The 22,717-nt window shown below is 42.8% G+C and carries 25 protein-coding genes and 1 pseudogene; 18 read left to right on the top strand and 8 right to left on the bottom strand.

Annotation, left to right across the window (positions count from 1 at the left end; genetic code table 11):
• Window positions 1–97: 97 nt before the first annotated feature.
• The gene (locus FJQ58_RS19000; RefSeq protein WP_139996254.1) at window positions 98–559 is read right to left on the bottom strand and encodes a hypothetical protein; all 462 of its coding nucleotides are present in this window, start codon (window positions 557–559) and stop codon (window positions 98–100) included.
• 219 nt (window positions 560–778) lie between these two features.
• On the opposite strand from FJQ58_RS19000, the gene lipA reads away from it, so the two are divergent.
• Window positions 779–1,723, top strand: a complete 945-nt coding sequence (gene lipA / locus FJQ58_RS19005; protein ID WP_139996256.1) for a lipoyl synthase — start codon at window positions 779–781, stop codon at window positions 1,721–1,723.
• Window positions 1,724–1,749: 26 nt separating this feature from the next.
• The gene (locus FJQ58_RS19010; protein ID WP_238404175.1) at window positions 1,750–2,475 is read left to right on the top strand and encodes a YutD family protein; all 726 of its coding nucleotides are present in this window, start codon (window positions 1,750–1,752) and stop codon (window positions 2,473–2,475) included.
• 53 nt (window positions 2,476–2,528) lie between these two features.
• Here the strand turns inward: FJQ58_RS19010 and FJQ58_RS19015 are convergent, their stop codons facing one another.
• Both FJQ58_RS19015 and ylbJ read right to left on the bottom strand, forming a co-directional pair.
• The gene (locus tag FJQ58_RS19015; protein WP_139996258.1) at window positions 2,529–3,326 is read right to left on the bottom strand and encodes an NAD kinase; all 798 of its coding nucleotides are present in this window, start codon (window positions 3,324–3,326) and stop codon (window positions 2,529–2,531) included.
• A gap of 99 nt (window positions 3,327–3,425) precedes the next feature.
• Window positions 3,426–4,439, bottom strand: a complete 1,014-nt coding sequence (gene ylbJ, locus FJQ58_RS19020) for a sporulation integral membrane protein YlbJ (protein ID WP_139996417.1) — start codon at window positions 4,437–4,439, stop codon at window positions 3,426–3,428.
• A 496-nt stretch (window positions 4,440–4,935) separates the two neighbouring features.
• On the opposite strand from ylbJ, the gene FJQ58_RS19025 reads away from it, so the two are divergent.
• Together FJQ58_RS19025 and FJQ58_RS19030 are read left to right on the top strand one after the other, a co-directional pair.
• The gene (locus tag FJQ58_RS19025) at window positions 4,936–5,325 is read left to right on the top strand and encodes a globin domain-containing protein (protein ID WP_139996260.1); all 390 of its coding nucleotides are present in this window, start codon (window positions 4,936–4,938) and stop codon (window positions 5,323–5,325) included.
• Window positions 5,325–6,071 (top strand): DUF2225 domain-containing protein, encoded by a 747-nt coding sequence (locus FJQ58_RS19030; protein WP_139996418.1) that lies wholly within the window; start codon window positions 5,325–5,327, stop codon window positions 6,069–6,071. Before FJQ58_RS19025 ends, FJQ58_RS19030 begins: the two co-directional genes overlap by 1 nt.
• On the opposite strand, the gene FJQ58_RS19035 is transcribed toward FJQ58_RS19030, so the two are convergent.
• Window positions 6,068–6,310 (bottom strand): hypothetical protein, encoded by a 243-nt coding sequence (locus tag FJQ58_RS19035; protein ID WP_139996262.1) that lies wholly within the window; start codon window positions 6,308–6,310, stop codon window positions 6,068–6,070. The two genes, FJQ58_RS19030 and FJQ58_RS19035, sit on opposite strands and share 4 nt — an antisense overlap.
• Complete coding sequence (locus FJQ58_RS19040; RefSeq protein ID WP_139996264.1) at window positions 6,307–6,477, bottom strand: YycC family protein; 171 nt, start codon at window positions 6,475–6,477, stop codon at window positions 6,307–6,309. The genes FJQ58_RS19035 and FJQ58_RS19040 overlap by 4 nt, the downstream gene beginning before the upstream one ends.
• Before the next feature lie 113 nt (window positions 6,478–6,590).
• Between FJQ58_RS19040 and FJQ58_RS19045 the strand changes: the two genes are divergently transcribed.
• From FJQ58_RS19045 to FJQ58_RS19080, 8 genes and pseudogenes are all read left to right on the top strand, one after another.
• Complete coding sequence (locus tag FJQ58_RS19045; RefSeq protein ID WP_139996266.1) at window positions 6,591–8,375, top strand: M3 family oligoendopeptidase; 1,785 nt, start codon at window positions 6,591–6,593, stop codon at window positions 8,373–8,375.
• A 231-nt stretch (window positions 8,376–8,606) separates the two neighbouring features.
• Window positions 8,607–9,497: an NAD(P)-dependent oxidoreductase gene (locus tag FJQ58_RS19050; RefSeq protein WP_139996268.1), complete on the top strand. Its 891-nt coding sequence runs from the start codon at window positions 8,607–8,609 to the stop codon at window positions 9,495–9,497.
• A gap of 125 nt (window positions 9,498–9,622) precedes the next feature.
• A complete protein-coding gene (locus FJQ58_RS19055; protein ID WP_139996270.1) occupies window positions 9,623–10,258 on the top strand; it encodes a CBS domain-containing protein in 636 nt (211 codons plus the stop codon).
• The gene (locus FJQ58_RS19060) at window positions 10,255–11,055 is read left to right on the top strand and encodes a pyruvate, water dikinase regulatory protein (RefSeq protein WP_139996272.1); all 801 of its coding nucleotides are present in this window, start codon (window positions 10,255–10,257) and stop codon (window positions 11,053–11,055) included. The genes FJQ58_RS19055 and FJQ58_RS19060 overlap by 4 nt, the downstream gene beginning before the upstream one ends.
• A 34-nt stretch (window positions 11,056–11,089) precedes the next feature.
• Entirely contained in the window at window positions 11,090–11,488 is a 399-nt protein-coding gene (gene ndk, locus FJQ58_RS19065) for a nucleoside-diphosphate kinase (RefSeq protein WP_139996274.1), read from the top strand.
• 20 nt (window positions 11,489–11,508) lie between these two features.
• Entirely contained in the window at window positions 11,509–12,150 is a 642-nt protein-coding gene (gene fsa / locus FJQ58_RS19070) for a fructose-6-phosphate aldolase (protein WP_139996276.1), read from the top strand.
• A gap of 147 nt (window positions 12,151–12,297) precedes the next feature.
• Window positions 12,298–13,431, top strand: coding sequence for a P-loop NTPase family protein (locus FJQ58_RS19075; RefSeq protein WP_139996278.1), 1,134 nt, complete (start codon window positions 12,298–12,300; stop codon window positions 13,429–13,431).
• 6 nt (window positions 13,432–13,437) lie between these two features.
• Window positions 13,438–14,295 (top strand): annotated as a pseudogene (locus tag FJQ58_RS19080) (CpaF family protein); the annotation flags it as partial.
• 34 nt (window positions 14,296–14,329) lie between these two features.
• On the opposite strand, the gene FJQ58_RS19085 reads toward FJQ58_RS19080, so the two are convergent.
• Window positions 14,330–16,156 (bottom strand): recombinase family protein, encoded by a 1,827-nt coding sequence (locus FJQ58_RS19085; RefSeq protein WP_139996280.1) that lies wholly within the window; start codon window positions 16,154–16,156, stop codon window positions 14,330–14,332.
• 204 nt (window positions 16,157–16,360) lie between these two features.
• On the opposite strand from FJQ58_RS19085, the gene FJQ58_RS19090 reads away from it, so the two are divergent.
• The 5 genes from FJQ58_RS19090 (at window position 16,361) to FJQ58_RS19115 (ending at window position 20,282) form a co-directional block, all read left to right on the top strand.
• On the top strand, window positions 16,361–17,056 hold the full coding sequence (locus FJQ58_RS19090; RefSeq protein ID WP_139996282.1) for a hypothetical protein: 696 nt from the start codon (window positions 16,361–16,363) through the stop codon (window positions 17,054–17,056).
• Window positions 17,057–17,121: 65 nt separating this feature from the next.
• The gene (locus FJQ58_RS19095; RefSeq protein ID WP_139996284.1) at window positions 17,122–17,535 is read left to right on the top strand and encodes a hypothetical protein; all 414 of its coding nucleotides are present in this window, start codon (window positions 17,122–17,124) and stop codon (window positions 17,533–17,535) included.
• Between the two features lie 352 nt (window positions 17,536–17,887).
• On the top strand, window positions 17,888–18,505 hold the full coding sequence (locus FJQ58_RS19100; protein WP_139996287.1) for an Ntn hydrolase family protein: 618 nt from the start codon (window positions 17,888–17,890) through the stop codon (window positions 18,503–18,505).
• Entirely contained in the window at window positions 18,502–18,957 is a 456-nt protein-coding gene (locus tag FJQ58_RS19105) for a hypothetical protein (protein WP_139996288.1), read from the top strand. Before FJQ58_RS19100 ends, FJQ58_RS19105 begins: the two co-directional genes overlap by 4 nt.
• 341 nt (window positions 18,958–19,298) lie before the next feature.
• Complete coding sequence (locus FJQ58_RS19115; RefSeq protein WP_139996290.1) at window positions 19,299–20,282, top strand: hypothetical protein; 984 nt, start codon at window positions 19,299–19,301, stop codon at window positions 20,280–20,282.
• A 530-nt stretch (window positions 20,283–20,812) separates the two neighbouring features.
• On the opposite strand, the gene FJQ58_RS19120 is transcribed toward FJQ58_RS19115, so the two are convergent.
• Window positions 20,813–21,166, bottom strand: coding sequence for a hypothetical protein (locus FJQ58_RS19120; protein ID WP_139996292.1), 354 nt, complete (start codon window positions 21,164–21,166; stop codon window positions 20,813–20,815).
• A gap of 155 nt (window positions 21,167–21,321) precedes the next feature.
• Here FJQ58_RS19120 and FJQ58_RS19125 point away from each other — a divergent pair, with 155 nt between their 5' ends.
• The gene (locus tag FJQ58_RS19125; RefSeq protein WP_139996294.1) at window positions 21,322–21,564 is read left to right on the top strand and encodes a helix-turn-helix domain-containing protein; all 243 of its coding nucleotides are present in this window, start codon (window positions 21,322–21,324) and stop codon (window positions 21,562–21,564) included.
• A 405-nt stretch (window positions 21,565–21,969) separates the two neighbouring features.
• Here FJQ58_RS19125 and FJQ58_RS19130 read toward each other — a convergent pair whose 3' ends face one another.
• On the bottom strand, window positions 21,970–22,650 hold the full coding sequence (locus tag FJQ58_RS19130) for a hypothetical protein (protein ID WP_139996296.1): 681 nt from the start codon (window positions 22,648–22,650) through the stop codon (window positions 21,970–21,972).
• Window positions 22,651–22,717: the final 67 nt, after the last annotated feature.

Below are 22,717 nucleotides of genomic sequence, written 5' to 3' on the forward strand. Positions count from 1 at the left end.
CTCACCCTTCCGGAAGCATGACGGCTTTGTCGTTAGGGTTTGCAAATGATTGGTTTTTATTCGAAACGCGTTATAAATTAAAAGCATGTCTGAAACATTACGATTGTATGCTAATTCCATTATCAGAGCGTTCGTAGGTGCAGCCAATCAAAGAACCATAGGTAGGAGATTCTGGTATGCCGTCATAGGAGCAATACTGCTTTTTAACCTGATAATGATTTTTTATCAGAATGATGGAGTAGTTCGTTGTGGGCAAATGGAGGCCATTTACATAATTTAAACGAACCGCTACTTTTATATCTTGAAGATTGGCCGTATTGACATCTACAATTTCAAAACCTAAGAGTGCGGTACCCTCATCTTTGCCATGCATGACTTCAGTAAAATAATCGTTGATGATTCGTTTGGCTGACTCTGTCGGTTGACTGAGAAACGGGCCTGCTGCCATCCTTGTTCGTTGTTCCAACGTTTGGTCTGAATACCGCGCGCTGACTATTCCAATGCAGAGGGTTGTAAATAGCACTGTTATTAATGAGATAATTTTGATGCTTGAAGACATGGCGAGACCATCCTTTAAATGATATTTATAATTCCATAAAATACTAAACGTTACTATTCAGGGAAATGTTTCAATGGTAATAGTGAAATTAATCTTGGAATAGGCAAAGCAAACGATTCGAAACGAAATCGTCATAAAGTGCTATTTTTATTTGAAACATGTTATAATAACCCCATGAGTTTAGGAATTATAAATGAACTTGAAAGCAGGTCATCCCATATGAAACAACAGGAAACACTCAAAAAGCCGGATTGGCTTCGTATAAAGTTAGCGACAGACGGCAACTTTGCCGAAATTAAAAATATGATGCGCTCCAAGACATTACATACCGTATGCGAGGAGGCACGTTGTCCGAACATCTACGAGTGCTGGGCGAACCGCACAGCTACGTTTATGATTTTGGGCGATATTTGCACGCGCGCATGTCGTTTTTGCGCGGTGAAGACAGGCATGCCGACCGAGCTGGATCTAGACGAGCCTGAACGCGTCGCGGAGGCTGCCGAGCAAATGGGCTTGCAGCACTGCGTGGTTACTTCGGTAGCCCGTGATGATCTGAAGGATGGCGGCGCATCCATTTTTGCAGCAACCGTCCATGCTATTCGCAAACGGATGCCATTTTGCCGCGTGGAAGTGCTTATTCCCGATTTTCTTGGTAACAAAGATGCGCTTCAAATTGTCATGGATGCGAATCCTGATATTTTGAATCATAACGTAGAGACAGTGGAGCGATTGTCTGATCGCGTACGGGCCAAAGCGAAATACAGCCGTACAATGGAACTGCTTAGACGCGCCAAGGAAATGAAACCGAAAATCCCAACCAAATCCAGCATTATGCTTGGCGTTGGAGAGGAATGGGACGAAATTCTGCAAACGATGGACGATCTCCGCGCCAACGATGTAAATATTTTGACTTTAGGTCAATATTTGCAGCCTTCGCCGAAGCATATGCCGATCGTGCGTTACGTCCACCCGGACGAATTTGCAAAATTAAAAGAAGAAGGGCTGAAGCGCGGTTTTCGGCATGTCGAATCCGCACCGCTGGTACGCAGCTCTTATCATGCGCATGAGCAAACCGATTCGGCACACGCAGCTATGGCTGTAGAAACCGTTGAAGCCGGATTCGACCGTGAGGTTTCCTCCGGCGCTTGCTCAAGCAGCATGTAACTGACGCTCAAGATGAGGTGGAGAACATGGCTTTGATTCATATCGGCGGAAAATCATACGAGATTGTTCATGAGAATCGGAACGGCTGGAACCCTGAGGCGTTTCGTGATCGTTATAGTGAAGTGCTGGAGCGTTACGATTTTATTATTGGCGATTGGGGCTACAGCCAGCTTCGGCTAAAGGGTTTTTTTCGCGATAATCACCAAAAGGCAACCAAAGACAGCACCTTCTCCGGGATGTCGGATTATATTAATGAATATTGTAATTTCGGCTGCGCGTATTTCATACTAGAAAAGACACAAAGCACGAAGCGTGAGCCAGATGACTACGACTTGGATGCTGACGATCATCGTCCTCGCATTGAAGCTGCTGATCTTCTTGCAGCCGCTGCGGGCCTGGTTGATGGCTTAGAAGGCGTGGAAGCAGATGGCGATGAGGTTGCAAGCGCTAAGGAAGCGGCTGCGCCATCGCATGAGCGTGAACGCCACAACCGCCACCAGCCGCGTGAGAATCGCCATCGAAGCTCGAATCGCAATAGCCATGAGAAAAATAATAGCGATAACGCGGCTGCCAGCGAAGGACGCGGCAATGAAAACCAAAGCAGCGGAAAACGTGACCATCAGCAGCGTAAAGGCGGGTATAAAGGCAACGACCACCGCGGCAAGAAACCGTTCCGGCTTGCGGCTAGCGAGACCGCTGCCGCATCCACCGATTCGAACCGACCGAACAAAAAAGACACTGAGCGCCCATAAACGGCGCTGCAGTGTCTTTTTTTTGCCAATTAAATCATCCGTGAGAAAGCGAATTAGCGTACGTCATAGCCCAGGAATGCTTCGCGTACCCGGTTCCAGAAAGGGAAGGGGCGGTACCTTGCAAAGCTGACCTTCCGGCTCGATACGCTGCAGCGAATGGATTGGATGTCGCTGCGCATAATGCTGATATGGTCAATGGTGAGCTGAAGCCGTTGTTCTTTTTTGGAAATAATATCGCAGTGGTGATGCTGCGGCAGCAATACGGAAGAGCCCAGCGTACGGTAAACACGGTTATTAATAGAAGCGATTTCCGCGATTTGCAGTGTTTCTATCGAAGGGTGCACGATGGCCCCGCCTAAACTTTTATTGTACGCCGTACTGCCTGATGGGGTGGAGATAACGATACCGTCCCCCCGGAACATTTCGAACATTTCATCATTAATGTTAATTTGAGCTACCAAGGTGCCGTCCACGCCCTTGAGCGTAAATTCATTCAAAGATAAATAATGACGGTTTTCGGTAGGTGTCTCCAGTTCAATCTCAGCAAGCGGATAACGGACGATTCGTGGCGTTTCTTCAGCCATCATCTTCACAAGGTCCTCGAGCTCGTCGGCTTGCCAATCTGCGTAGAAGCCCAGATGTCCGGTGTGAACGCCGACAAATGCCACGTTCGTGATTTGATCGACATATTTATGGAAGGCAAGCAGAAGCGTTCCGTCTCCTCCGATGGAAATGACGATTTCAGGTGTTTCATCATTTCGATTGAAGCCGCGCTCTGCAGCCAAGATGTGAAATTTTTCCGCTAACGATTTGGATAATGCGTCGCCTCGATCAATAACCGCATACTTCAAAGGTAAATCTCCTTCCGATCTTCATAGTACTTTAGATGATAAAGGAAATTGCCTTGAAATTCAATGCACGGCGGCGATCCTGTACCGGAGCAAAGCGAATTATGGAGCCATCCAGCCCCAAAGGACATAAACAAGCGCCATCGCAAGAAATCCATGCAAAAGCCTAGCCAGGAAAAGGGGGCGATACCGCAGATCCGTTCGGCTGAGCAGACTAGCGATTTGAGCATGGACTGACAAACCGCCCCAGGAAAGAATCCACGCAGCAATCGCAACCTGATGCATAAGGCCCGTACCGGCCGTGCCTGCCGCCCGCGCGCCTAGCGTGACCTCGAACAAGCCGAATATGCTTGCATCTGCCAGCGGTGCGGGGAGGCCGATCAATTGAAATAAATATCGGAGCGCTTCAGCGAGTGTTTCAACGATTCCTGCATGGGTGAGCATTTCCATCACGACCGAGAAAAAAACGACGAGACCGCCAACGACGATCATGAGCCGTAGCGCCGATTGGACGGAGTCTTGCAGCAGGCGCCCCAAGCCCCGTCCATCAAGCAGACGAGCCTCATGCATCGCTTTGATAGCAGCGGCAATTCGCGAAGGCTTTCTCCTTCTGACGCTCCCGGCAGCATCCGCTTTACGCGATGCAGACGAGGGGGGCGCATGGCGGTCATGGAAGCGCATAAGCAGGCCGATTAATAATCCGCTGCCATAATGCGCAGCTGCCAGGATAGGCGCCAGCGCAACATTTTGGAAGAAGCCTACGGAAACCGCCCCGATTAGGAAAATAGGATCAGACGTGGTCGTAAAGGCAACGAGCCTCTCTCCCTCTGCACGATTTACGAGTCTTTGCTCCCAAAGCTGGGCCGTTAGCCTTGCGCCCACAGGATAGCCTGAAATATAGCCCATTGTAACCACAAAACCTCCGATGCCCGGGAGACGGAACAAAGGGCGCATAAGCGGATCCAGCAGCTTGCCGAAGAAATGCACAATGCCGAAACCAAGCAGCATCTCCGAGATGACAAAGAAAGGAAACAAGGCAGGAAAAAGCACATGCCACCAGATGGATAGCCCGCGAAGCGAGGAAGCTAATGTTTCCGTCGGAAAAACGGTCATCATAAGCACGATGCCAAGAGCGCCAAAAGCAGTGACGGATAGCGGATGAACGAACGAGCGCAGCAAGAACAACGCCTCCTCCTATAGTCGGAATGTGATAGGTATACCGCTGAAGGCGGATGACGTACAACCCCTCTTACACGTATATGTCATAAGGTGGACATCCATCACTTTCGAAAAATTAAAAATATTTGAAATCATCAAAGAAAACGCTTCCAAAATACTGGATTACTCATTTATTTATGGTACAATGGATATACCTTTGAAACGGTTGGAGTGATGGCCATGAGTATAATCGCAGGCATTCTGGTATGTGCTTTCGTCTATGTCATTCGAGAATCTCTTACAGCGCCTGGTGAAGAGGACTATGAGGGTTAATAGGTAACATGTACTAACTAATGAGACCCGCACCATAGCTGCGGGCCTCTTTTTTGTTTATCTTTAAAAATATTTATGTGATATAATACTAAATACCTACATAATGGAGCTGGTTTTGACGATGAATAGGAATATAAGCATTTATGAGGCGATTGGCGGATCTGAGACTTTAAGACTAATTGTAGAAGCTTTTTATCCAAAGGTACAAGCCCATCCTTTATTAGGCCCCTTGTTCCCGCAAAATATTGATCCGGTTATCGACAAGCAATATTTATTTTTAACTCAATTTTTTGGCGGCCCTTCTTTGTATTCGGACGAATACGGGCACCCCATGATGCGAGCAAGGCATTTGCCTTTCCCGATTACGCCAGAGCGTGCGGAGGCATGGCTGGACTGCATGAGAAGAGCCTTGCAAGAGGTTGGCATAGATGAACAACTGCAATCCATCGTTATTGATAGACTATCCGGACCTGCGCATCATTTTGTAAACACATCTGAAGAGGAGACGTGATCGTTGTGGAACCCCTATACCAATCAAAAATAGAGTGCATTTGCTGCGAGAGAACCTATATGACATCGAAAGTCAGACCCAGCTTTAAAAGGGCGGTTAATTCAGATTCTGATTTTTGCGGTTATTATAAGGCTGAGGTGAACCCAGACTTTTATGTGGTCAGGGTGTGTCCTTATTGCGGCTTTGCTTCGACGGAGAACGGTATGGGACGGTTAAGCGATCAGCAAAAGACGCTCTATAACGATAAAATAGGCTTTCGGTGGGAATCACGTGATTACAGCGGGGAGCGCAGCGCTAAGATAGCGATGGTGACGTACAAGCTGGCTCTGCTTTCTGCCCAAGCCATTGGCGAGAAAGATCGCGTGCTTGCAGGTATTTTGCATCATATCGCTTGGCTTTACCGCTATGAGTCTAATCTGGATGAGGAAAAAAGATTTTTGCGCTTTGCGCTGCAGGCTTACGTTCGGGTATATGAGGCGGAAGGCGTTGCGCTTAATAACGCAAAGCTGATGTATTTGATCGGGGAATTAAATCGCCGGGTCGGCGAAGTCAACGATGCGGTCCGCTGGTTCTCCCGCGTCGTAAATGACAAAAAAATCGTGGATGCAGCGATGATTCGCGCAAGTCGCGAGCAATGGCAGCTCATTCGGGAGGAGATGGAAGCCAGATCGAATCAAGCATCTGGCGACCTCACATTGCATGACGGCCCTGAAATGCTGGAGCCTTCGATTTCAACCTCCGCTTAGCGGATTTTTTGACGCAGAACCCGATTCGTTAACAGGTAATCGGCATCGGCATCGATGACGGTTACTTTGTTGTGGCAGCAAGGAAAGACGAGCAGCCGCTTCGTGCCGTCATGGATCTCAGGAAGCTCGGCTGGCTTGATGGGCAGGAGCACATTGTCTGCTTGGCAGAATGGGCAGCTGGAAACGTAGAGATCGCCCATGATGATATCATAGGGCCAAGCTCTCTCGAACGGTATCATGATTGCTTGTCGCTTTCGGGAGCTGCCGGCGCATCGGCCTTGGCAAGCTCAGCTAGCTTTTGCAGCAGGATGTGACGCGGCATATGCATCAAATGCTCAATCGGCACGCCAAGCTGCTCGGAAAGCTTTATAGCGGTATCGGCCGAAATTTGCAGTGGTTTAGACATGGTGATATTCCTCCAATCTGGATATAATTAAGTTATACACCGCCAAGAAGGTTTGCGCAAATAAAAACGCGGCCGCTTCTTGGTTTTTTTTATGAAGGAGAGGATGAAAGCAAATGGCTAAGGGTTATCCGCAAAGCTGGGATTTGGATGTTTTTTATGAGGGAGGCTCAAGCTCGCCTGCTTTCCTGCAAGAGCTGAAAGGGATCGAAGGGGATATTGGAAAGCTTGATTCGGCGCTGCTCACGGAAGCTGGCACAGGCGTGTCAGACATCGCCGAAATGACGGAGCTGCTGCAAAGTGTGCTCATTCGCTTGCGCCAATCCGAGTCGTTCGTATCTTGTTTATTGGCCCAAAATATTCGGGATTCCGCTGCCAGTGCCCGTAATGATAATGTAAAAACGCTATCAGCTAAATTTCTCGGGGTACTTACCCGATTCGATAACCGGCTGCGCGGGCTTGATGACGGGAAGTGGAAGGAATTGCTTGCCGATGAGACGCTTGCGGAGGTCGCTTTTAATCTAAATGAGCGCCGTGAGCTTGCGAAGCAGAAGATGGCTCCCGAGCTGGAAGCGTTAGCGGGGGATCTAGCTGTAGACGGTTACCATGGCTGGGGCGATTATTACAATCTCATCGTCTCGCGCGCGAAATTTAACGATATCGGCAAGGATGGGGAAAAACGAACGTTGTCTGCGGGGCAAATGCATAACCGCCTATCCGATGGAGACCGTGAGGTTCGTCAGGCGGCATTTGCGGAGTGGGAACGTGAGTGGTCCGAGCAGGCGGAGCTATGCGCGGAGACGTTGAACCGGATTTCTGGCTTCCGTTTAAAGCTGTATGAGAAGCGTGGATGGGATTCCGTACTTAAAGAACCGCTGCAGATGAACCGTATGAGTGAGGCAACGCTGACAGCGATGTGGGATTCTATTCAAGAGAGCAAGCAGGTGCTTGTCCGTTATCTAGAGCGCAAAGCGAAGCTGCTGGGCGTAAAGAAACTGGACTGGCATGACGTTGAAGCGCCTATCGGTTCAGCTGCAAAGATCATTCCCTATGATGAGGCTGCTGCATTTATCGTAGAGCAGTTTCGCACGTTCAGTCCGGAACTGGCGGATTTCTCCGAAGCTGCTTTCCGCGAAGGCTGGATTGAAGCGGAGGATCGTGCGGGCAAGCGTCCGGGAGGCTTCTGCACAGCTTTTCCAAAGAGCGGTCAAACGCGCATATTCATGACTTATTCCGGCTCGGCCTCCAACATTTCTACGCTGGCGCATGAGCTTGGCCATGCTTACCACCAGCATGTGATGAACGATCTGCCAGGCCTAGCCCAAGAATATGCGATGAACGTAGCAGAAACGGCTTCTACCTTCGCAGAACTGATCGTTTCAGATCGTGCAATGAAAGCGGCGGCAGAGCATGATGAGAAGCTGGGGCTGCTGGAGGATAAAATTCAACGCTCCGTAGCGTTTTTTATGAACATCCATGCTCGGTTTTTGTTCGAAACCCGTTTCTTTGCCCGTCGCCGAGAGGGAATGGTATCGGTTGAAGAGCTTAACGCTTTGATGGAAGAGGCGCAGCGTGAGGCTTACTGTGATATGCTGGGCGAGGTTCACCCGCATTTCTGGGCATCAAAGCTGCATTTTTACTTAACAGATGTGCCTTTTTATAATTTTCCGTATACCTTTGGTTACCTGTTCAGTGCGGGGATTTATGCGAAGGCGCTTAAAGAAGGCTCTGATTTCAAAAATCAGTATGTGGCTCTGCTGCGAGATACGGGTCGGATGAGTGTCGAGCAGCTGGCACAGACCCATCTGGGCGTGAACGTGGAAGAGAAGGATTTCTGGCGCGATGCCGTTGCGTTGACAGCTGTTGACGTAGATCAGTTTATTGAAATGACAAACGAGTAAACCTAAGGTTTGACAACCGGTAAGCGGGTTGTTATCATACAAGCAGCATAATTCTTATTAATCAACTCGGGATTATGATGAGAACACCGACCGGACAGCCGGAGACAAGCGAGATCTACTTGTCTTCGGCTTTTTTTGTTGAAAAAATAGCGATTGTTTTCGGCGCAGGAAAAAGCATTTGAATTAGGTTTATAATAAGAATCAAGAATCGTATAGAGAGGCGGAATTAAAATGGCAGAGCAGACAAACAAGCAGGGAACCGCAATTGGATTTATTGGGACAGGCATTATGGGGGCAAGCATGGCGGGACATTTGCTAGCAGGCGGCTATCAAGTAAACGTATATAACCGGACAAAGTCGAGAACGGATGCTTTGGTAGCTAATGGAGCTGTTTGGCATGAAACACCTCAGTCAGTTGCGGAGCATTCCGATGTCGTAATTACGATGCTAGGATATCCTGCGGATGTGGAGGGAATTTATTTCGGAGCATCAGGACTGCTGCAAAATGCAAAAGCGAATGCCGTACTCATCGATATGACAACTTCAAGCCCTTCACTCGCGAAGCGTATTGCCGAGGAAGCTTTGAATAGAGGGCTGGCTGCGCTTGATGCTCCGGTCTCTGGAGGCGATGTCGGAGCCAAGGAAGCTCGCCTGTCCATTATGGTGGGCGGTGCGGAGAAGGATTATCAGGCCGTACTGCCACTGTTCGAGCTGATGGGCAAAAACATTGTGTTTCAAGGCGCAGCTGGCGCTGGACAATTCACCAAGATGTGCAATCAAATTGCAATTGCATCCAATATGATCGGTGTGAGCGAGGCGCTTGCTTATGCAAAGCGTGCGGGACTGGATCAGGAGACGGTGCTAAAGAGCATTGAGGCCGGTGCGGCTGGCAGCTGGTCGTTATCCAATCTGGGTCCGCGGATCATAAAAGGGGATTTTGCGCCTGGTTTTTATGTGAAGCATTTCATCAAGGATATCAAAATTGCCATAGAATCCGCTGAAGAGCTCGGGCTTTCGTTGCCTGGATTAACGCTTGCGCGTTCTTTGTATGAGCAGCTTATCGTGCTTGGTGAAGAAAATAGCGGAACACAGGCGCTGTATAAAGTGATTTTTGCAGAATAACTCTACTATTTATTGAACATGGTTTACTAATGTGATATATTACTTTTCGAATAATGGTGCTATATAATTAAATATGACTCATATAAGAACTGGAGGAGAGTACGATTCAGTTATCCTCGCGGCAATTGGAGCTTCTTGAGCTAGTTAAGAGGCATGCGCCGATTACCGGTGAACAGCTCGCAGAATACTTAGGTGTCAGCCGGCCGACGCTGCGTTCAGATCTGTCGCTTCTTGTCATGCTTGGTTTGCTTGATGCGAAGCCCAAGGTCGGCTATTTTCTTGGCAATTCCTATCGTGCAAACAGCGAACCGGTCCAGCAATTTAATAGTATGAAGGTACGGGAAGTACAGGGGGTTCCGGTTAACGTACCGGATTCGTTATCCGTGCATGACGCGGTTATTACGTTGTTTACCGAGAATGCGGATACCCTGCTTGTCGTCAATGAACAGAAAAGATTCGTTGGCATCGTGACCCCCAAGGATTTGCTTAAAATAACGCTTGGCAACGCTGGCGCCGCAGCCATACCTGTCAGTATGGTGATGACCCGTTATCCGAATATCGTGACGCTAATGCCCGATGATTCCGTGATGGAAGCGATTCGCAAGATGTCGCTCCATCAGGTTGATTGCTTGCCGGTAATCGTTCCGCGCGAGGAGCAGCCGACTGATCCGGAGGTAACTGGATGGGTATCCAAGTCGAGCATTATACGTCTGATGGCGGACATCACGATGAGTAGGGAATTGGGGGAGCCAGAGCTATGAAACAGCAAATCATTTATGTATGCTCCGATGCCGTTGGAGAGACAGCAGAAGCGGTGGCTAAAGCAACGCTGCGCCAATTTTCATCCGAGCATGTCAAAATAAAGCGCTACGGACATATCAAGTCCGAGGATGAGATCATACGTATCGTTGCCGAAGCCATTAGCACCGGAGGTTTTATCAGCTATACGCTTGTTCAGCCAGAGCTTCGCGAACTGATGAAGGAAGAGGCAGTTAAAGCAGGTGTAAGGGCTGTGGATGTGATGGGCCCCATGATGCAGGCTTATGTGGATACGTTTGGCAGCTTTCCGAAGCGGGAGCCTGGCTTGCTGCATTCCATTGATGATGACTATCATCGACGGATGGAAGCGATTGAATTTGCGGTGAAATACGATGATGGCAAGGATGCAAGGGGCTTTGTGCAGGCTCAAGTTGTGCTAATTGGCGTATCCCGGACATCGAAGACACCGCTCAGCATATTTTTGTCCCACAAAGGAATCAAGACGGCGAACCTGCCGCTTATGCCTGAGGTTAATCCGCCCGAAGAATTAAAGCCTGCGCCAGGCAGATTAATCGTAGGGTTAACGATGGAGGCGGAGCATCTGCTTCAAATTCGTACCGAGCGGCTGAAGACGCTTGGGCTGCCTGCGTCTGCCCAATATGCGACATATGAGCGAATTCAAGAGGAACTTGCTTATGCGCAATCCGTGATGAAAGTGTTGAATTGTCCTGTTATTGACGTAACGAATCGGGCAATCGAAGAAACAGCAGGCATTATTACTGAATGGCTTTACAAATAAATGGCTATACCGTTAGAGACAAGGGGGATTATCAATGGATAAAACATTTGTAATGGTAAAGCCGGATGGTTATGCACGCGGCCTGGTAGGAAAGGTAGTTACTCGTTTTGAAGAAAAGGGCTTTAGGCTGGTAGATGCGAAGGTTGTTCAATTAACAAGGGAGCACGCGGAGCATCACTACGAGCATTTGCGCGCAAAAGCGTTTTTTGATGAATTGGTTGATTTTATCGTTTCGGGACCCGTGTTTGCGATGATCTGGGAAGGCAAGGACGCTATTAAAAATGCGCGCGCGCTCATTGGCGCTACGAATCCATCCGATGCGCTCGCAGGGACAATCCGCGGGGATTTTGCGATTGATGTAGCGAGCAACATCATCCACGGTTCGGATTCGATTGAGAATGCCGAGAAGGAAATCAAACTTTTTTTCCAATAGCCAAAGGGAGATGACCAGATATGAAATTTTTCTTGGATACTGCAAACGTAGAGGAAATTAAGCGGATTGCCAAGCTTGGACTCGTTGACGGCGTTACAACTAACCCTTCGCTTATTGCGAAGGAAGGGCGGGATTTTAAACAAGTCATCCAGGAAATTTGCAGCATCGTATCTGGTCCGGTCAGCGCGGAGGTCATCGGCACAAAAGCTGATGAAATGCTGAAGGAAGCTTTTGATATTGCGGAATGGGCGCCTAATGTGGTCATTAAGCTGCCATTGACAGAGGATGGCCTATATGCAACCCATGCGCTGTCGGAGAAAGGCATTAAAACAAATGTAACGCTTGTTTTCTCCGCAGCGCAGGGGCTGATGGCGGCCAAGGCAGGCGCAACTTATATTAGCCCGTTCGTTGGAAGGCTGGATGACATTGGAGTCGAAGGCTTGAAGCTGGTTCGTAATCTGAATGCCATCATTCGTAACTATGGATATGCAACTGAAATTATTGTCGCAAGCATTCGCCACATTGGTCACTTGGAGCAAGCAGCTATCGCTGGTGCCCATATTGCAACGATTCCCGGCTCCTTGCTGCCTTCGCTCTGGAAGCATCCGCTTACGGATATTGGCATCGAGAAGTTTTTAAGTGATTGGGGAAAGCAAAAGTAAAATCGTTGGTTGACGAACAGAATCAGGGTATGGTAAATTTTATACAAAGTTAATGAGAACACACGGAAGCACCGTAAAAGGCCGCAGCTAGCTGCGCCTTCTATGGTGCTTTTTTTGTGTTTTCATGAATGAAAGGAGGGAAGCCCATTGGAAAAATATCAGCTGGCAGTAGCGGTTAAGGAACAAGAATATTTGAAGCGTCTGTCTGATTATATTCGTGATAGCAAATTCGGAGAGCTATGGCAGGTCACCGCTTTCACCCATGCGGAAGCTTGCAAAGCTTATGTGAAGCAGGGGTATAGCATAAGCCTTATAGCGGCGCAGCCTGACTTGCTCGCCGAAATAAGATCGGAGCTGCCGAGCGTTCCTGCCATTGCGCTAGTGCTGAAGCTTGGGGAAAGCAGCGAAGAATATGAGCTGCACCAATATCAACCATTGCCGCTGCTGCTTCAGCGATTAACGGAAGTACATGCGAGAGCAGCCGCATTCCCATTCCCTGCGGATGTAACTCCTAAAGGCGCTTCGGGAGTAAAGGTCATCTCGGTTTACTCGGCAGCAGGGGGGACAGGGAAAACAGCCCTGGCGCTGCATTTGGTACACGCGGCCAGCACGTATGGAAGCCGTGCATTTTATTTGAATCTTGAGAGGTGGAATACGGCGGAGGATTGGCTTGGCCCAGAGGATCAAGCCAGCGGGCAAGCAAAGGAAGGCTTGTCTGAGCTGCTCTACGGAATCAAGGCGCAGCCGGATCAATCGGTGAGCTGGCTAATGGAGCATCGGAAGCGAAGCTCATTGCTGCAGGGCGATTATTTCGCGCCCTGGACGAATGTAGAGGATCGAATGACGCTCAGCGAGGAGGAAGCGGCAGGATTAGTGAATGCTGCAGCGGGGAGCGGGCAGTACGACCTTATCGTCATTGATATGGAGAGCGGATTGGAGGAGCTTCATGTGACGATTTTCGAGAAATCAACTCAAGTGCTCTGGCTGCAGACCAGTGATGCTTCCGTGAAGAATAAGCAGGAGCTGGCGCTTCGGTATGGGCGGCAGAAATGGGGCAGTCGGTTTCATGGTATGCTTCCCCGATTTAGTAGCATAAATAATTTTGCGGTAGCGGCTGTTGAGCCTTCTCTAAGTCCCATGGGCAGTATCCCCCGTGCTCGTGCCGAGCTGCCAGAAATTTTGGAGTGGCGAGGGGCTAGCCGCGTAAAGCTATTGTCATCGCCATTGTACAGAGCCGCGGTGGATAAGCTGTTCAAGCAGCTAAGTGTGGAAGAGGGGTGATGCTGTTTGCTTACTGACGAGACGGTGCATGAGCTGCGCAATAAGGTGCGGACAAAGATCGATTTTAGCGGCGCGTTGTCGGATGACAACCTTATGAAAATCGCCGAGGAAATCGTATTTGAATGGTGCGAGCTGCATCCCTTAACCGCTACGGAAAAGGTACAACTGGTACGAAGGTTGTTTCATTCATTTAGGGGCCTGGATATTTTGCAGCCGCTGATGGAGGATGCTTCGATCAGCGAAATTATGATTAACCACCATGCGGAAATTTTTGTAGAGCGCGGCGGGAAAATGACGATGCTGCCCGTTTCGTTCGAAAGCAGGGAACGGCTGGAGGATTTGATCCAGACCGTAGTGGCAAGCGTAAACCGTGTCGTCAATGAATCATCCCCTATCGTGGATGCCAGGCTGAAGGATGGCTCAAGGGTTCATGTCGTGCTGCCGCCGGTTGCGCTCAAAGGCCCATGCATGACAATCCGGAAGTTCCCCGAGCGGCCGCTTACGATGGAACAACTGGTAGCTCTAGGCTCTATTTCGGGGGAGGCCGCGTCCTTTCTGAAAGAAATGATTGGCGCTCAATATAATCTATTTATCAGCGGAGGAACGGGTACGGGGAAAACGACCTTTTTGAATGCTTTATCGCAATTTATAGGCGCGGATGAAAGGATTGTCACCATTGAGGACTCGGCGGAGCTTCAAATCCGTACTGTTCCCAACTTGGTATCCATGGAAACACGCAATGCCAATACCGAGGGCAAAGGCGAGATTACGATTCGCGACCTTATCCGCGCTTCGCTGCGTATGCGGCCTAACCGGATCATTGTCGGGGAGGTTCGCGGAGGCGAGGCGCTGGACATGCTGCAGGACATATCTATAAAATAGGAATTATTAGTGAACATTATTCCGCTACTTCTTCAAACTTTTCGATATAATAGTCTATTTCTTCGTCGGTAGGTCTTCGATTAGCGTTTTCAGCCATTACTTCAATCATTTCTTCCGTTAATTCGTAATCAGTGGTGCTCATAACTAAAAGTTTTCTTAACTTTTTGGTGCTTTCTTGAAGAATCTCTCTTTCAGTGGTATCAAGGAAGTTCCATTCAATTAATAATGTATGTTTTTCATATGGAGAATCAAAAACTGCTTCTTCGTGTGTTTCTGCAATAATGCTATGAATGATCTTTCTCAAAACCCCGTTTGTTAGGTTTTCAACATCAACTTCATCAAGGAAGGATGTAAATTGTTTAAACCTTGATTGTAATTTCTCAATTTCATTATCAATATAAACGAGTTGGTTAAGTTTTGATTCCGCTTCGTAGAGTTGAGAGTTAAATTCTTTGTTTAGTTCGTCAAATTCCTCTTGTGTGATGCTATTTCTGTTTACTTGTTTGAGGATACCCTTTTTATCAATCTTAACTTCTTCAATTTCTTTCTGAAGTTGATTTTTCCTATCCTCAATATCTTTAGCATTGTATCGAGTTTTCAAAATGGTCTGAAGATAATACTGTCGTTTGTTAGGTTTGTTGCGATAATTTACAATTTCCTCCTTGATATACTCGATTAGTTTTTCTTCGTGTTGAAGATTTCGGTATCCACATTTTGCTTTTCCAAAATGGTCGTTATTTCTACAAAACCAATAGACAAAAGTATTCTTGTTGTTCTTATTCACCTTTCGTCTTAAACTACCACGACAATTGCCACACTTCAAAAGGTTAGAAAAAATGTGTTTGCTTGAATGTCTGCTTAAACCTCTATCTATGTTGCGTTGCTTTTTAGTCACTTCATTACCTTCATCATCTTCAACAGTGATGTTCTTATACTTGAAATCACCGAATTTTTCAAAACGTTTTTTCTTTTCAATTTGTACGAGCCTAAACATTTCATCATCAATTATTCTTAATGATTCGTCATGTGTGATTATTTGTTCTTCAATAGGTATTTTCTTAACAATGTTGCGGTTAATATCAGTTTTTTGTGTCCGATGTAATCTTATCTCGCCAGTGTATACTGCATTTATAAGCATTTTTGAGATTAAACTTTGCTCCCAAAGATTTTTACCACGTTTTGTAGGAACATTTCTAGCATTCAATTCTTTGGTAATGTTTCGTTGTCCCATGCTCTCATTAACGAACAAATGAAAAACATCACGAACAATCTTTTCCTCATCTTCATTCTTAACTAGCTTTCCATCTTTTACATTATATCCGTAGGGTGCGCTACCACTCCAAACACCTTGCTTAGATTTTACCTTTTTACCCCATTGAACACTTTTACTCTTTGAAGTAGACTCTTCTTCCGCTAATGAAGCAAATAGTTGGATACGAAAATCATCATCCCTATCCAATGTATTTGCACTAATGTTGTCAAAATATACACCTACATCAATTTCTTTTAATTCACCAATGTATTTTAGTGTTTCTTGGGCATTTCTACCAAAACGTTTAATATCTTTCACAAATATCATATCAAACTTCCTGGCTTTAGCATCAAGAATCATTTGTTGAAATGCTTTCCTGTGCTTGAATGACTTAGCACCTGAAAAACCTTCATCAACATAGTAACCATCGGTTACTTCCGCTGTGCCGTCTCTTTTGCAAAAGATACCACAATCAGCTTTACGATGTTTGTTTGACATAATGTATTCTTTAAAGAACTCGATTTGGGATGCGATGGAACTCTTTTGTTCTTCGCTATCTGTACTGACACGGGCGTAAAATGTTGCTCTCATAATAACCTCCAAGTTTCTATATTAGTATTTGTTAAATAGGACTGTACCAAGAAAAGCTTAGACAGCTCAGAATAAAATAAGACGGTGAGTAAATAATAAACCATGCATATTAATAAGTAAACAAAATTAACTTATTTATTTACAATTCACTAAAATTAACGTATTGTAGATTTATCAAACATATACTATAGGAGCGTGATGTAAGTGATAGGCTTAGAATTCGTATGCCAAGTATTCAAAATCGATAATAAAGAGCTTGCAGCAAAACTAAAAATTGCGCCACCTAATATTAGTACTTGGTTTAAGGGTACTAGAGAAATCCCTCATAAATATCTAAGTGTACTAACTAAGATTTTCAGAGGTCTATCGTCAGAATACTTTCAAAAAGAGCTTACTTACATCGATGAAATTAGAATTCGTATACATCACATAGAAACAATGGATTTCGAAGATAGACATGGGGAACTTGTTGTATATGAAATTGATAATACTGATAAAGTAATTCTTGATGAGTATTTTGATGATTACGAAAAAGATCTTGAGTATTGGTATAAAGAATTAAACCAAACATTAAAAATCAACTCTTATCAGGATAGAGTAAAGTATATATTTGAAACCATTTGGACATTGGATGCAGACACTAAAAAAGCACTATTTTTAGAGAAAAATGCTGAAGAATATGTTGTAGGGAAACTCAATAGTTATCTTGATCTCCTAGTCAAATTTGAAGTGCAAAATATTAACGTTGTAGAGAGTATCGTTAGGTATTTTATTCATTATCATGGTCTTAAGAGAAACAAATGGCAAGAACAAGACCTGTTTCCCAATGATAAATTGTTGGATTTTTATAAAGATTTTGAAGATATATTAATTAAGCACGAAATTATTGTAATCGAATAGTTGAAGGGCATCTCCGTTTGCTCTTCTTCCAACGAATCTAACATAAAACAAGGGAGTTGTTCATAATGCCATATACAAAGTTAACATCTACTGAAAAGAAAAAGATAAAAAAACGGTTGACTCTTTTAATAAAGAAAGAAAAAGAGTTATCAGTACAAGTGAAAAATTATGAAAAAGCAATTAAGTTTACATGCGAGAAATCGGGTTGCTTTACAGAGGAAATGAACACTAATATTAAAAACAGTATAGTATCTCACTTACATAGAAAAAGTAAACTTGAACGCAAGCTTATCCCATTAAAATTTCAAATTTCAATATTAAAGTCAAAACTCAAGTTGGAGCATAATGAAATATTTGTAAATGATATGTTTGAAGAGGTAATTGATCATTTCAATTCTACATTAGAAAAATATGTAGTAGATGATTTTCCTGCAATGCAATTACATTACGATCAAGAAAGTAAGGATTTCTGGTTTTAAATAGATAAAACACCCAATAATTTACCTCTAATTGACAATTTTTAATATTTATGATATAATAAAAGTATTGTTTAGGAGTGTTCTAAAATTTATTTTGTGATATTGGTAAATGAGAGGGCTAACAAGCTCTCTTTTTTAGTTTGTCAAAATTGAAAGTAGGTTGTTTTATGCAAGAAAGAGATGAGTTTAGGCTTTTGAGATTAAAGAAGAGAATTAGGATTAGAGAGATTGCCACTGCAATTCAATGTAGTATTGGACATATAGCTAATTTCGAAAATGGTAGATATGGAATGAGCGCTAAAAAGATTGAATTGTACAAGCGGTTTATTAATGAGAATGGGGTTGGTTAAGAATGAGTTTATGCATGGTTTTAAATAATCCTGAAAATTTTGTCCTGATCGCAAGCGATGGACGAATAATGCAGGCTGGAAAAATTCTTAATGATAATCACAAAAAATTGACTGCACTTACACCTAGAGTTTCAATGTTTAGTTCAGGTGCGCAGGATTATTGTGAGGATTTACGTGAACAAGTATCTAAACAGATCCATAATCTCTCTACAATTAATGAAATTTCAAATATTGTATGTGTACTAAGTAATGAAATTCATAATCGTTTCATAAGTAGTTATCCTGATTATTATAAACAAGTACCAGATGGAGCAGTATTAGCAACATTACTAGCGTTTTATGATGAAGAGGCAGACAAATGTGGGTATGTACAATTTTGTCACACTGATAACTTTGAACCTCATATTGTAACCGCTTCAGAAGCGACTCTGAGAGGACTGGGACAAGAGAGAGGATTATCGCACCTACTTGGAAATTTCAATCCTCAGAAAGCTATAGAGAGTGTTTTGGATACGTTTGATTTTGTAGGACAAGATGAAGATAGAGTAGGTGGGGAAATTACGGTTCATATTGTGACTAAAGAAAATATTACGATTTTTGAAAGAGGAGATAGAGTATGAATGTAACAATGGGTGCGAATGCAACATTGAGTTGGAGCCAAGTTACGAATCAACCTAGTGCTGCGGCTCTAGGTGGATTAATGGCTAATTCAACAAAATTGACGCATATAAACGCAAATGGGATTTACACAGGAACACTAACAGCAGATCAGATAATTGCAGGTAAGATTAGTGCAGATTACATCGACACTACAAATTTAGCTGCGCAACGAATCTTCCAAAAAGGATATTCAGATAATTATGTGGAAGTTGGTGGGGATCAAGGTGATTTAAAACTTCACTACAATGGAACTAACTTTTTCACTATATACAATGGTGGAGATTTTGTAAGGTTTAAACATTTTGATGATTACTTTTTACATTATTCAGGTGCAAATAAAGCAGCCAAGCCACTTGGGACTTGGGATTTTAGTGAAGCTGAGGTAAAAGGTGTAACTGCGGTATTTGGTTAATAAGTATAGTGGAGATTTAATTAATAAAAGCTTGCTATCCACGAGATGGCTTTTTTGGCGTTCGAATTTATGAAAAGAGGAGATTGTATGTTTTCAGACAGTGAGTATTTTTATTGCTATTCACCTAATTTGTTTAGGTTTTTGAAGATGGGTAAGAAAATTAATTATATATGTACTGGGTTGCATGAGAAGACTCTACAACAGTTTTGGTTATTTAAAAGTAATGAGCAATTAATAAGGGCTATGGCTGAGTATAAGAGTAGAGGTATGGAGATGGGCGTTATTCGCTAACGTATTTATTGGATATATTATGTTGATAAAAAATTAAAGGGGATTTTATGATGAAAATGGATGAATTAAAATCAAAACTAGGTGTAACTGACTCAGGTAAAATATATTTACCTAATGAAATTTTTAGTGATTTAGTGGGATGTGAAGATATAGCTAGTAAGGCAACAGTTACACCGCATATTAGCTTCGCATATTCGTATATTTATCTATGCTATTATTTATATTGGACTTGCAAGTGGTACGTAACGGAGAAGATAACACAAGATGTTATGAAAAATATCTTAGGATATTCGTCAAATAATAAGACATTGAACTACATAATTAAGAAAAATGGGGTGATTGATCAATTGGGTTATACTAAGACAACAACTGATTTTCCTATGGGTTATTCTTATGAAGAAGAAAATATAGTAGAATTTGAAACGTTTAATTCTTATAAAAAAAATCCAGATAATCATGCTTTAATAAATCTCTTATATCCAAATGAACGCAATTTCACAATAAAATATCCAACAAAGGCATTTCACAGAACAACTAAATCGGATCAGGATCGTTTGCTGGATGGTACTTTTTACGAGGTTGATTACACTCATCACGTTCCAATTGAAGTTTTTATTTATTGCATGTCTGAAAAAGATATTGGAGTGATAGGATTTTATTTATATTCATTTCTAAAGCATAAAGAAGACGTGTCGGAGAATGGAGCAATGCTATCTCTGAACATTATTTCACAAGAAACAGGTATCAAAGCTACTTCGCTTGTTGAATATTTTAAAGTAATAAAAAAACACAACATGATAGACTATGATGTAAAACCATTTGTATTTGGATTACCAACGTATTTACAGATTCCAAATACGTATTGGACAAAAGAGGCTAGTCTTTTTGGAGAAATATCCCGTAATATTAAAACAAGAACTGTGATGAGCTTACAAAGATATGAAGATATGTATGGGGAAATTGAAAAAGATGTGAGTATAAGGAATGAGAAAAATGAAATGTTCGAATTTGCTGAAAGCTTATTTCCTTATTGAAAATTCAAACAGGTATGCTTTCTGGTGTTAATCAATACAGGTTTTAATTCTGTTAATTAAGATAGTTTTTTAACAGGTTGTAGCCTGTATTAAGTAACCCCGAAGATCATACCTGTTTCGAAAAAGATAAATAATTTAGGGCTATTGTTATGTTGGTTAAATAAGATGTTTTCTATGTTTTTCTTAGTTGAGTTCACTCAACCTTTTAGAGAAATGCCTACTCGGATAAGGGTTCTGCATAATTTTCTACATGTTTATTATACGCTGTCATCTACTGCATTGATAATTTCTAATTCACAATAATGGTAACTAGTATAAGTGAAAACTATGTTTCTATAATGAATTAATTCTATAGCTGCTGTATAGAGGGAAAGTAATTATCAATATAACCAAGATAATGTATATCTTTGTTTTTCTCCAATGATTTTATTAATGAATTGCTTGCCAAATGAGCCTCGAAAAGTGTAGTTTTCCTTTAAGATTCTTCCAATAAAATACTATTAATTATAAAATGACAGGGATGTTGTTTTTTATTTTAGCTTGATAAAACCAGTCGAGAAGTTATCGTGTCCAAACTCTTCATCATATGTCCACGTTTCTAAATAGAAGTACATTCCATCTTCACATGATATGAGAACATCATAAGGTATGTCCTCACATATACATCCCCACCAATTAAGTTCGGCACCTGTTGCGAGACGGTATTCTCCAAGTTGTTTAGCTTCCTGTTTATCGAATGTGATAGTTAATCTACTACGCGGAACTATTTGTCCCTTGGATATGGATTCATCAAAAGTACCGTCTACAGCGTAGGCAGTGATTGCGTATTCTTGTTTAAGTATGATGCTATACTTCGGTTTTGGTTCTGTAATTAACATGGTCATTTGTTTTTCCTCCTGGTAGCCTTTTGTGTCGGCTAAAATTTGATTAGTTGCAATGATGATAGTTGGTAAGTATAATTGGGGCTGGCTGCTACATTATACCGATATCGGTATAATGTCAACTGTCTATTTCAAACTTTTTTTGGAGGTAGGATAATATGATTCTACGTATAAAGCTTAAGAAAATCTTGAAAGAGCGTAAAATGACCCAACAACAACTATCCATTTTGTCTAAAGTGACTCAATCTAAAATATCGAATTTATGCAATAACAATTTAAAAGAGTTGAACATTAGAAATATAGAACGCATAGCAACTGCATTAGATATTGAGGATATAACAGAACTGTTGGTTTTTGAAAAGTCTGAGGGGAGTAATGATGTGTGGTCATTAGAAAATTAATTGATATAAGCATAAAGAACCATAAACTCAACTGTATGAGTTTATGGTTCTTTTAAAATACTATTTTAAACTGCTTTGTTTCATATATTTTATTCTATTCCTGTCTGAGTACACATTTGGTTATGTGTGTACTCAGACAGGTGATCTAAAAGTTTATTCTAGTGGCAGTTAAAGAATCTCATAAAGTGAATCTATAATTTCGCTTTACTTTAACAACAATAACGCGATATTAATTGTTACCATTAGTATTGCAAATACGTATGCTAAGTTAACTTTAAGTTTTAGCTTCATTTTTAACATATTAATCATCCTCCTCATTTGTAGGAAAAGATGATCACACTGCCTGAGTCTTCTAATAATACCATGCGTATTAGGGCTATTTCAAGGAAATATATAAATCTAGATTTAATTTAATAAAAGTAAGCTATCAAGAAAAACTCGCTTTGCATGTGCAAAAAGTTGTGCTCCTTGTGAAGTATCAAAACTTAAACAGGTAGCTATTCCAATCAATGTTTGGATTAAAACGCCTTTCCAGTCATATTTATTCAACTTGTCTATTGAGAGAGTAAGATACTCAAGTTTGTTTGTTATTTCATTAATTTGATTAGTTGTTGGATTATACTCAATTGCAATTAAATTTCTAAAGTTTTCAATCATACTAACTACAGTTTTTTTCTCGTCATGAGTAAAGGGTGCATAATCATCTGCAACTCCTAAATACTCATTTTCTTTTTGAAGTAATGTACTCCATAAATCAATGCTAGATTGCTCTTCAATGTATTCGGTTAAGTCGTTGTTAAGCCAATGAACAAACGCCACATATATAAATTCAATATGTGTACCCCAATCATTTTGAGGGAAATACTCGCTTTGAGTGAAATTAGGTGAAAATTGTATATAGGCATAATCATATTCTTTATAGCTGTCTTCACTATTGCGATACCAAAATTCCATTGGAGAATTTTTGAAGCTAATAATGAATGCAAGAGACGTTCCTACAACTCCTTCTCTCACTTCAAACTGATTCAGCGAAAATTTAGATTGTTCTATACAATGTAGGAAACCATTCTTATCTTTTTTTAGCACTAATCTTAACCTCCAAGATACTACTTATAGTGGTATGATTCATTTAATAAAGTATCCTTATTCGATT

Origin of the sequence: Paenibacillus paridis (assembly GCF_006345825.1) — a bacterium.
GTDB lineage: Bacteria > Bacillota > Bacilli > Paenibacillales > Paenibacillaceae > Pristimantibacillus > Pristimantibacillus paridis.

Bases quoted from the DNA above. Each gene is read 5' to 3' on its own strand.
- FJQ58_RS19115 (WP_139996290.1), top strand. From the start codon at position 19,299: ATGAAAATGGATGAATTAAAATCAAAACTAGGTGTAACTGACTCAGGT.
- FJQ58_RS19095 (WP_139996284.1), top strand. From the start codon at position 17,122: ATGCCATATACAAAGTTAACATCTACTGAAAAGAAAAAGATAAAAAAA.
- FJQ58_RS19010 (WP_238404175.1), top strand. From the start codon at position 1,750: ATGGCTTTGATTCATATCGGCGGAAAATCATACGAGATTGTTCATGAG.
- FJQ58_RS19125 (WP_139996294.1), top strand. From the start codon at position 21,322: ATGATTCTACGTATAAAGCTTAAGAAAATCTTGAAAGAGCGTAAAATG.
- ylbJ (WP_139996417.1), bottom strand. From the start codon at position 4,439: ATGATGACCGTTTTTCCGACGGAAACATTAGCTTCCTCGCTTCGCGGG.
- FJQ58_RS19060 (WP_139996272.1), top strand. From the start codon at position 10,255: ATGAAACAGCAAATCATTTATGTATGCTCCGATGCCGTTGGAGAGACA.
- ndk (WP_139996274.1), top strand. From the start codon at position 11,090: ATGGATAAAACATTTGTAATGGTAAAGCCGGATGGTTATGCACGCGGC.
- FJQ58_RS19120 (WP_139996292.1), bottom strand. From the start codon at position 21,166: ATGACCATGTTAATTACAGAACCAAAACCGAAGTATAGCATCATACTT.
- fsa (WP_139996276.1), top strand. From the start codon at position 11,509: ATGAAATTTTTCTTGGATACTGCAAACGTAGAGGAAATTAAGCGGATT.
- lipA (WP_139996256.1), top strand. From the start codon at position 779: ATGAAACAACAGGAAACACTCAAAAAGCCGGATTGGCTTCGTATAAAG.
- FJQ58_RS19035 (WP_139996262.1), bottom strand. From the start codon at position 6,310: ATGATACCGTTCGAGAGAGCTTGGCCCTATGATATCATCATGGGCGAT.
- FJQ58_RS19100 (WP_139996287.1), top strand. From the start codon at position 17,888: ATGAGTTTATGCATGGTTTTAAATAATCCTGAAAATTTTGTCCTGATC.
- FJQ58_RS19050 (WP_139996268.1), top strand. From the start codon at position 8,607: ATGGCAGAGCAGACAAACAAGCAGGGAACCGCAATTGGATTTATTGGG.
- FJQ58_RS19085 (WP_139996280.1), bottom strand. From the start codon at position 16,156: ATGAGAGCAACATTTTACGCCCGTGTCAGTACAGATAGCGAAGAACAA.
- FJQ58_RS19045 (WP_139996266.1), top strand. From the start codon at position 6,591: ATGGCTAAGGGTTATCCGCAAAGCTGGGATTTGGATGTTTTTTATGAG.
- FJQ58_RS19105 (WP_139996288.1), top strand. From the start codon at position 18,502: ATGAATGTAACAATGGGTGCGAATGCAACATTGAGTTGGAGCCAAGTT.
- FJQ58_RS19040 (WP_139996264.1), bottom strand. From the start codon at position 6,477: ATGTCTAAACCACTGCAAATTTCGGCCGATACCGCTATAAAGCTTTCC.
- FJQ58_RS19000 (WP_139996254.1), bottom strand. From the start codon at position 559: ATGTCTTCAAGCATCAAAATTATCTCATTAATAACAGTGCTATTTACA.
- FJQ58_RS19025 (WP_139996260.1), top strand. From the start codon at position 4,936: ATGAATAGGAATATAAGCATTTATGAGGCGATTGGCGGATCTGAGACT.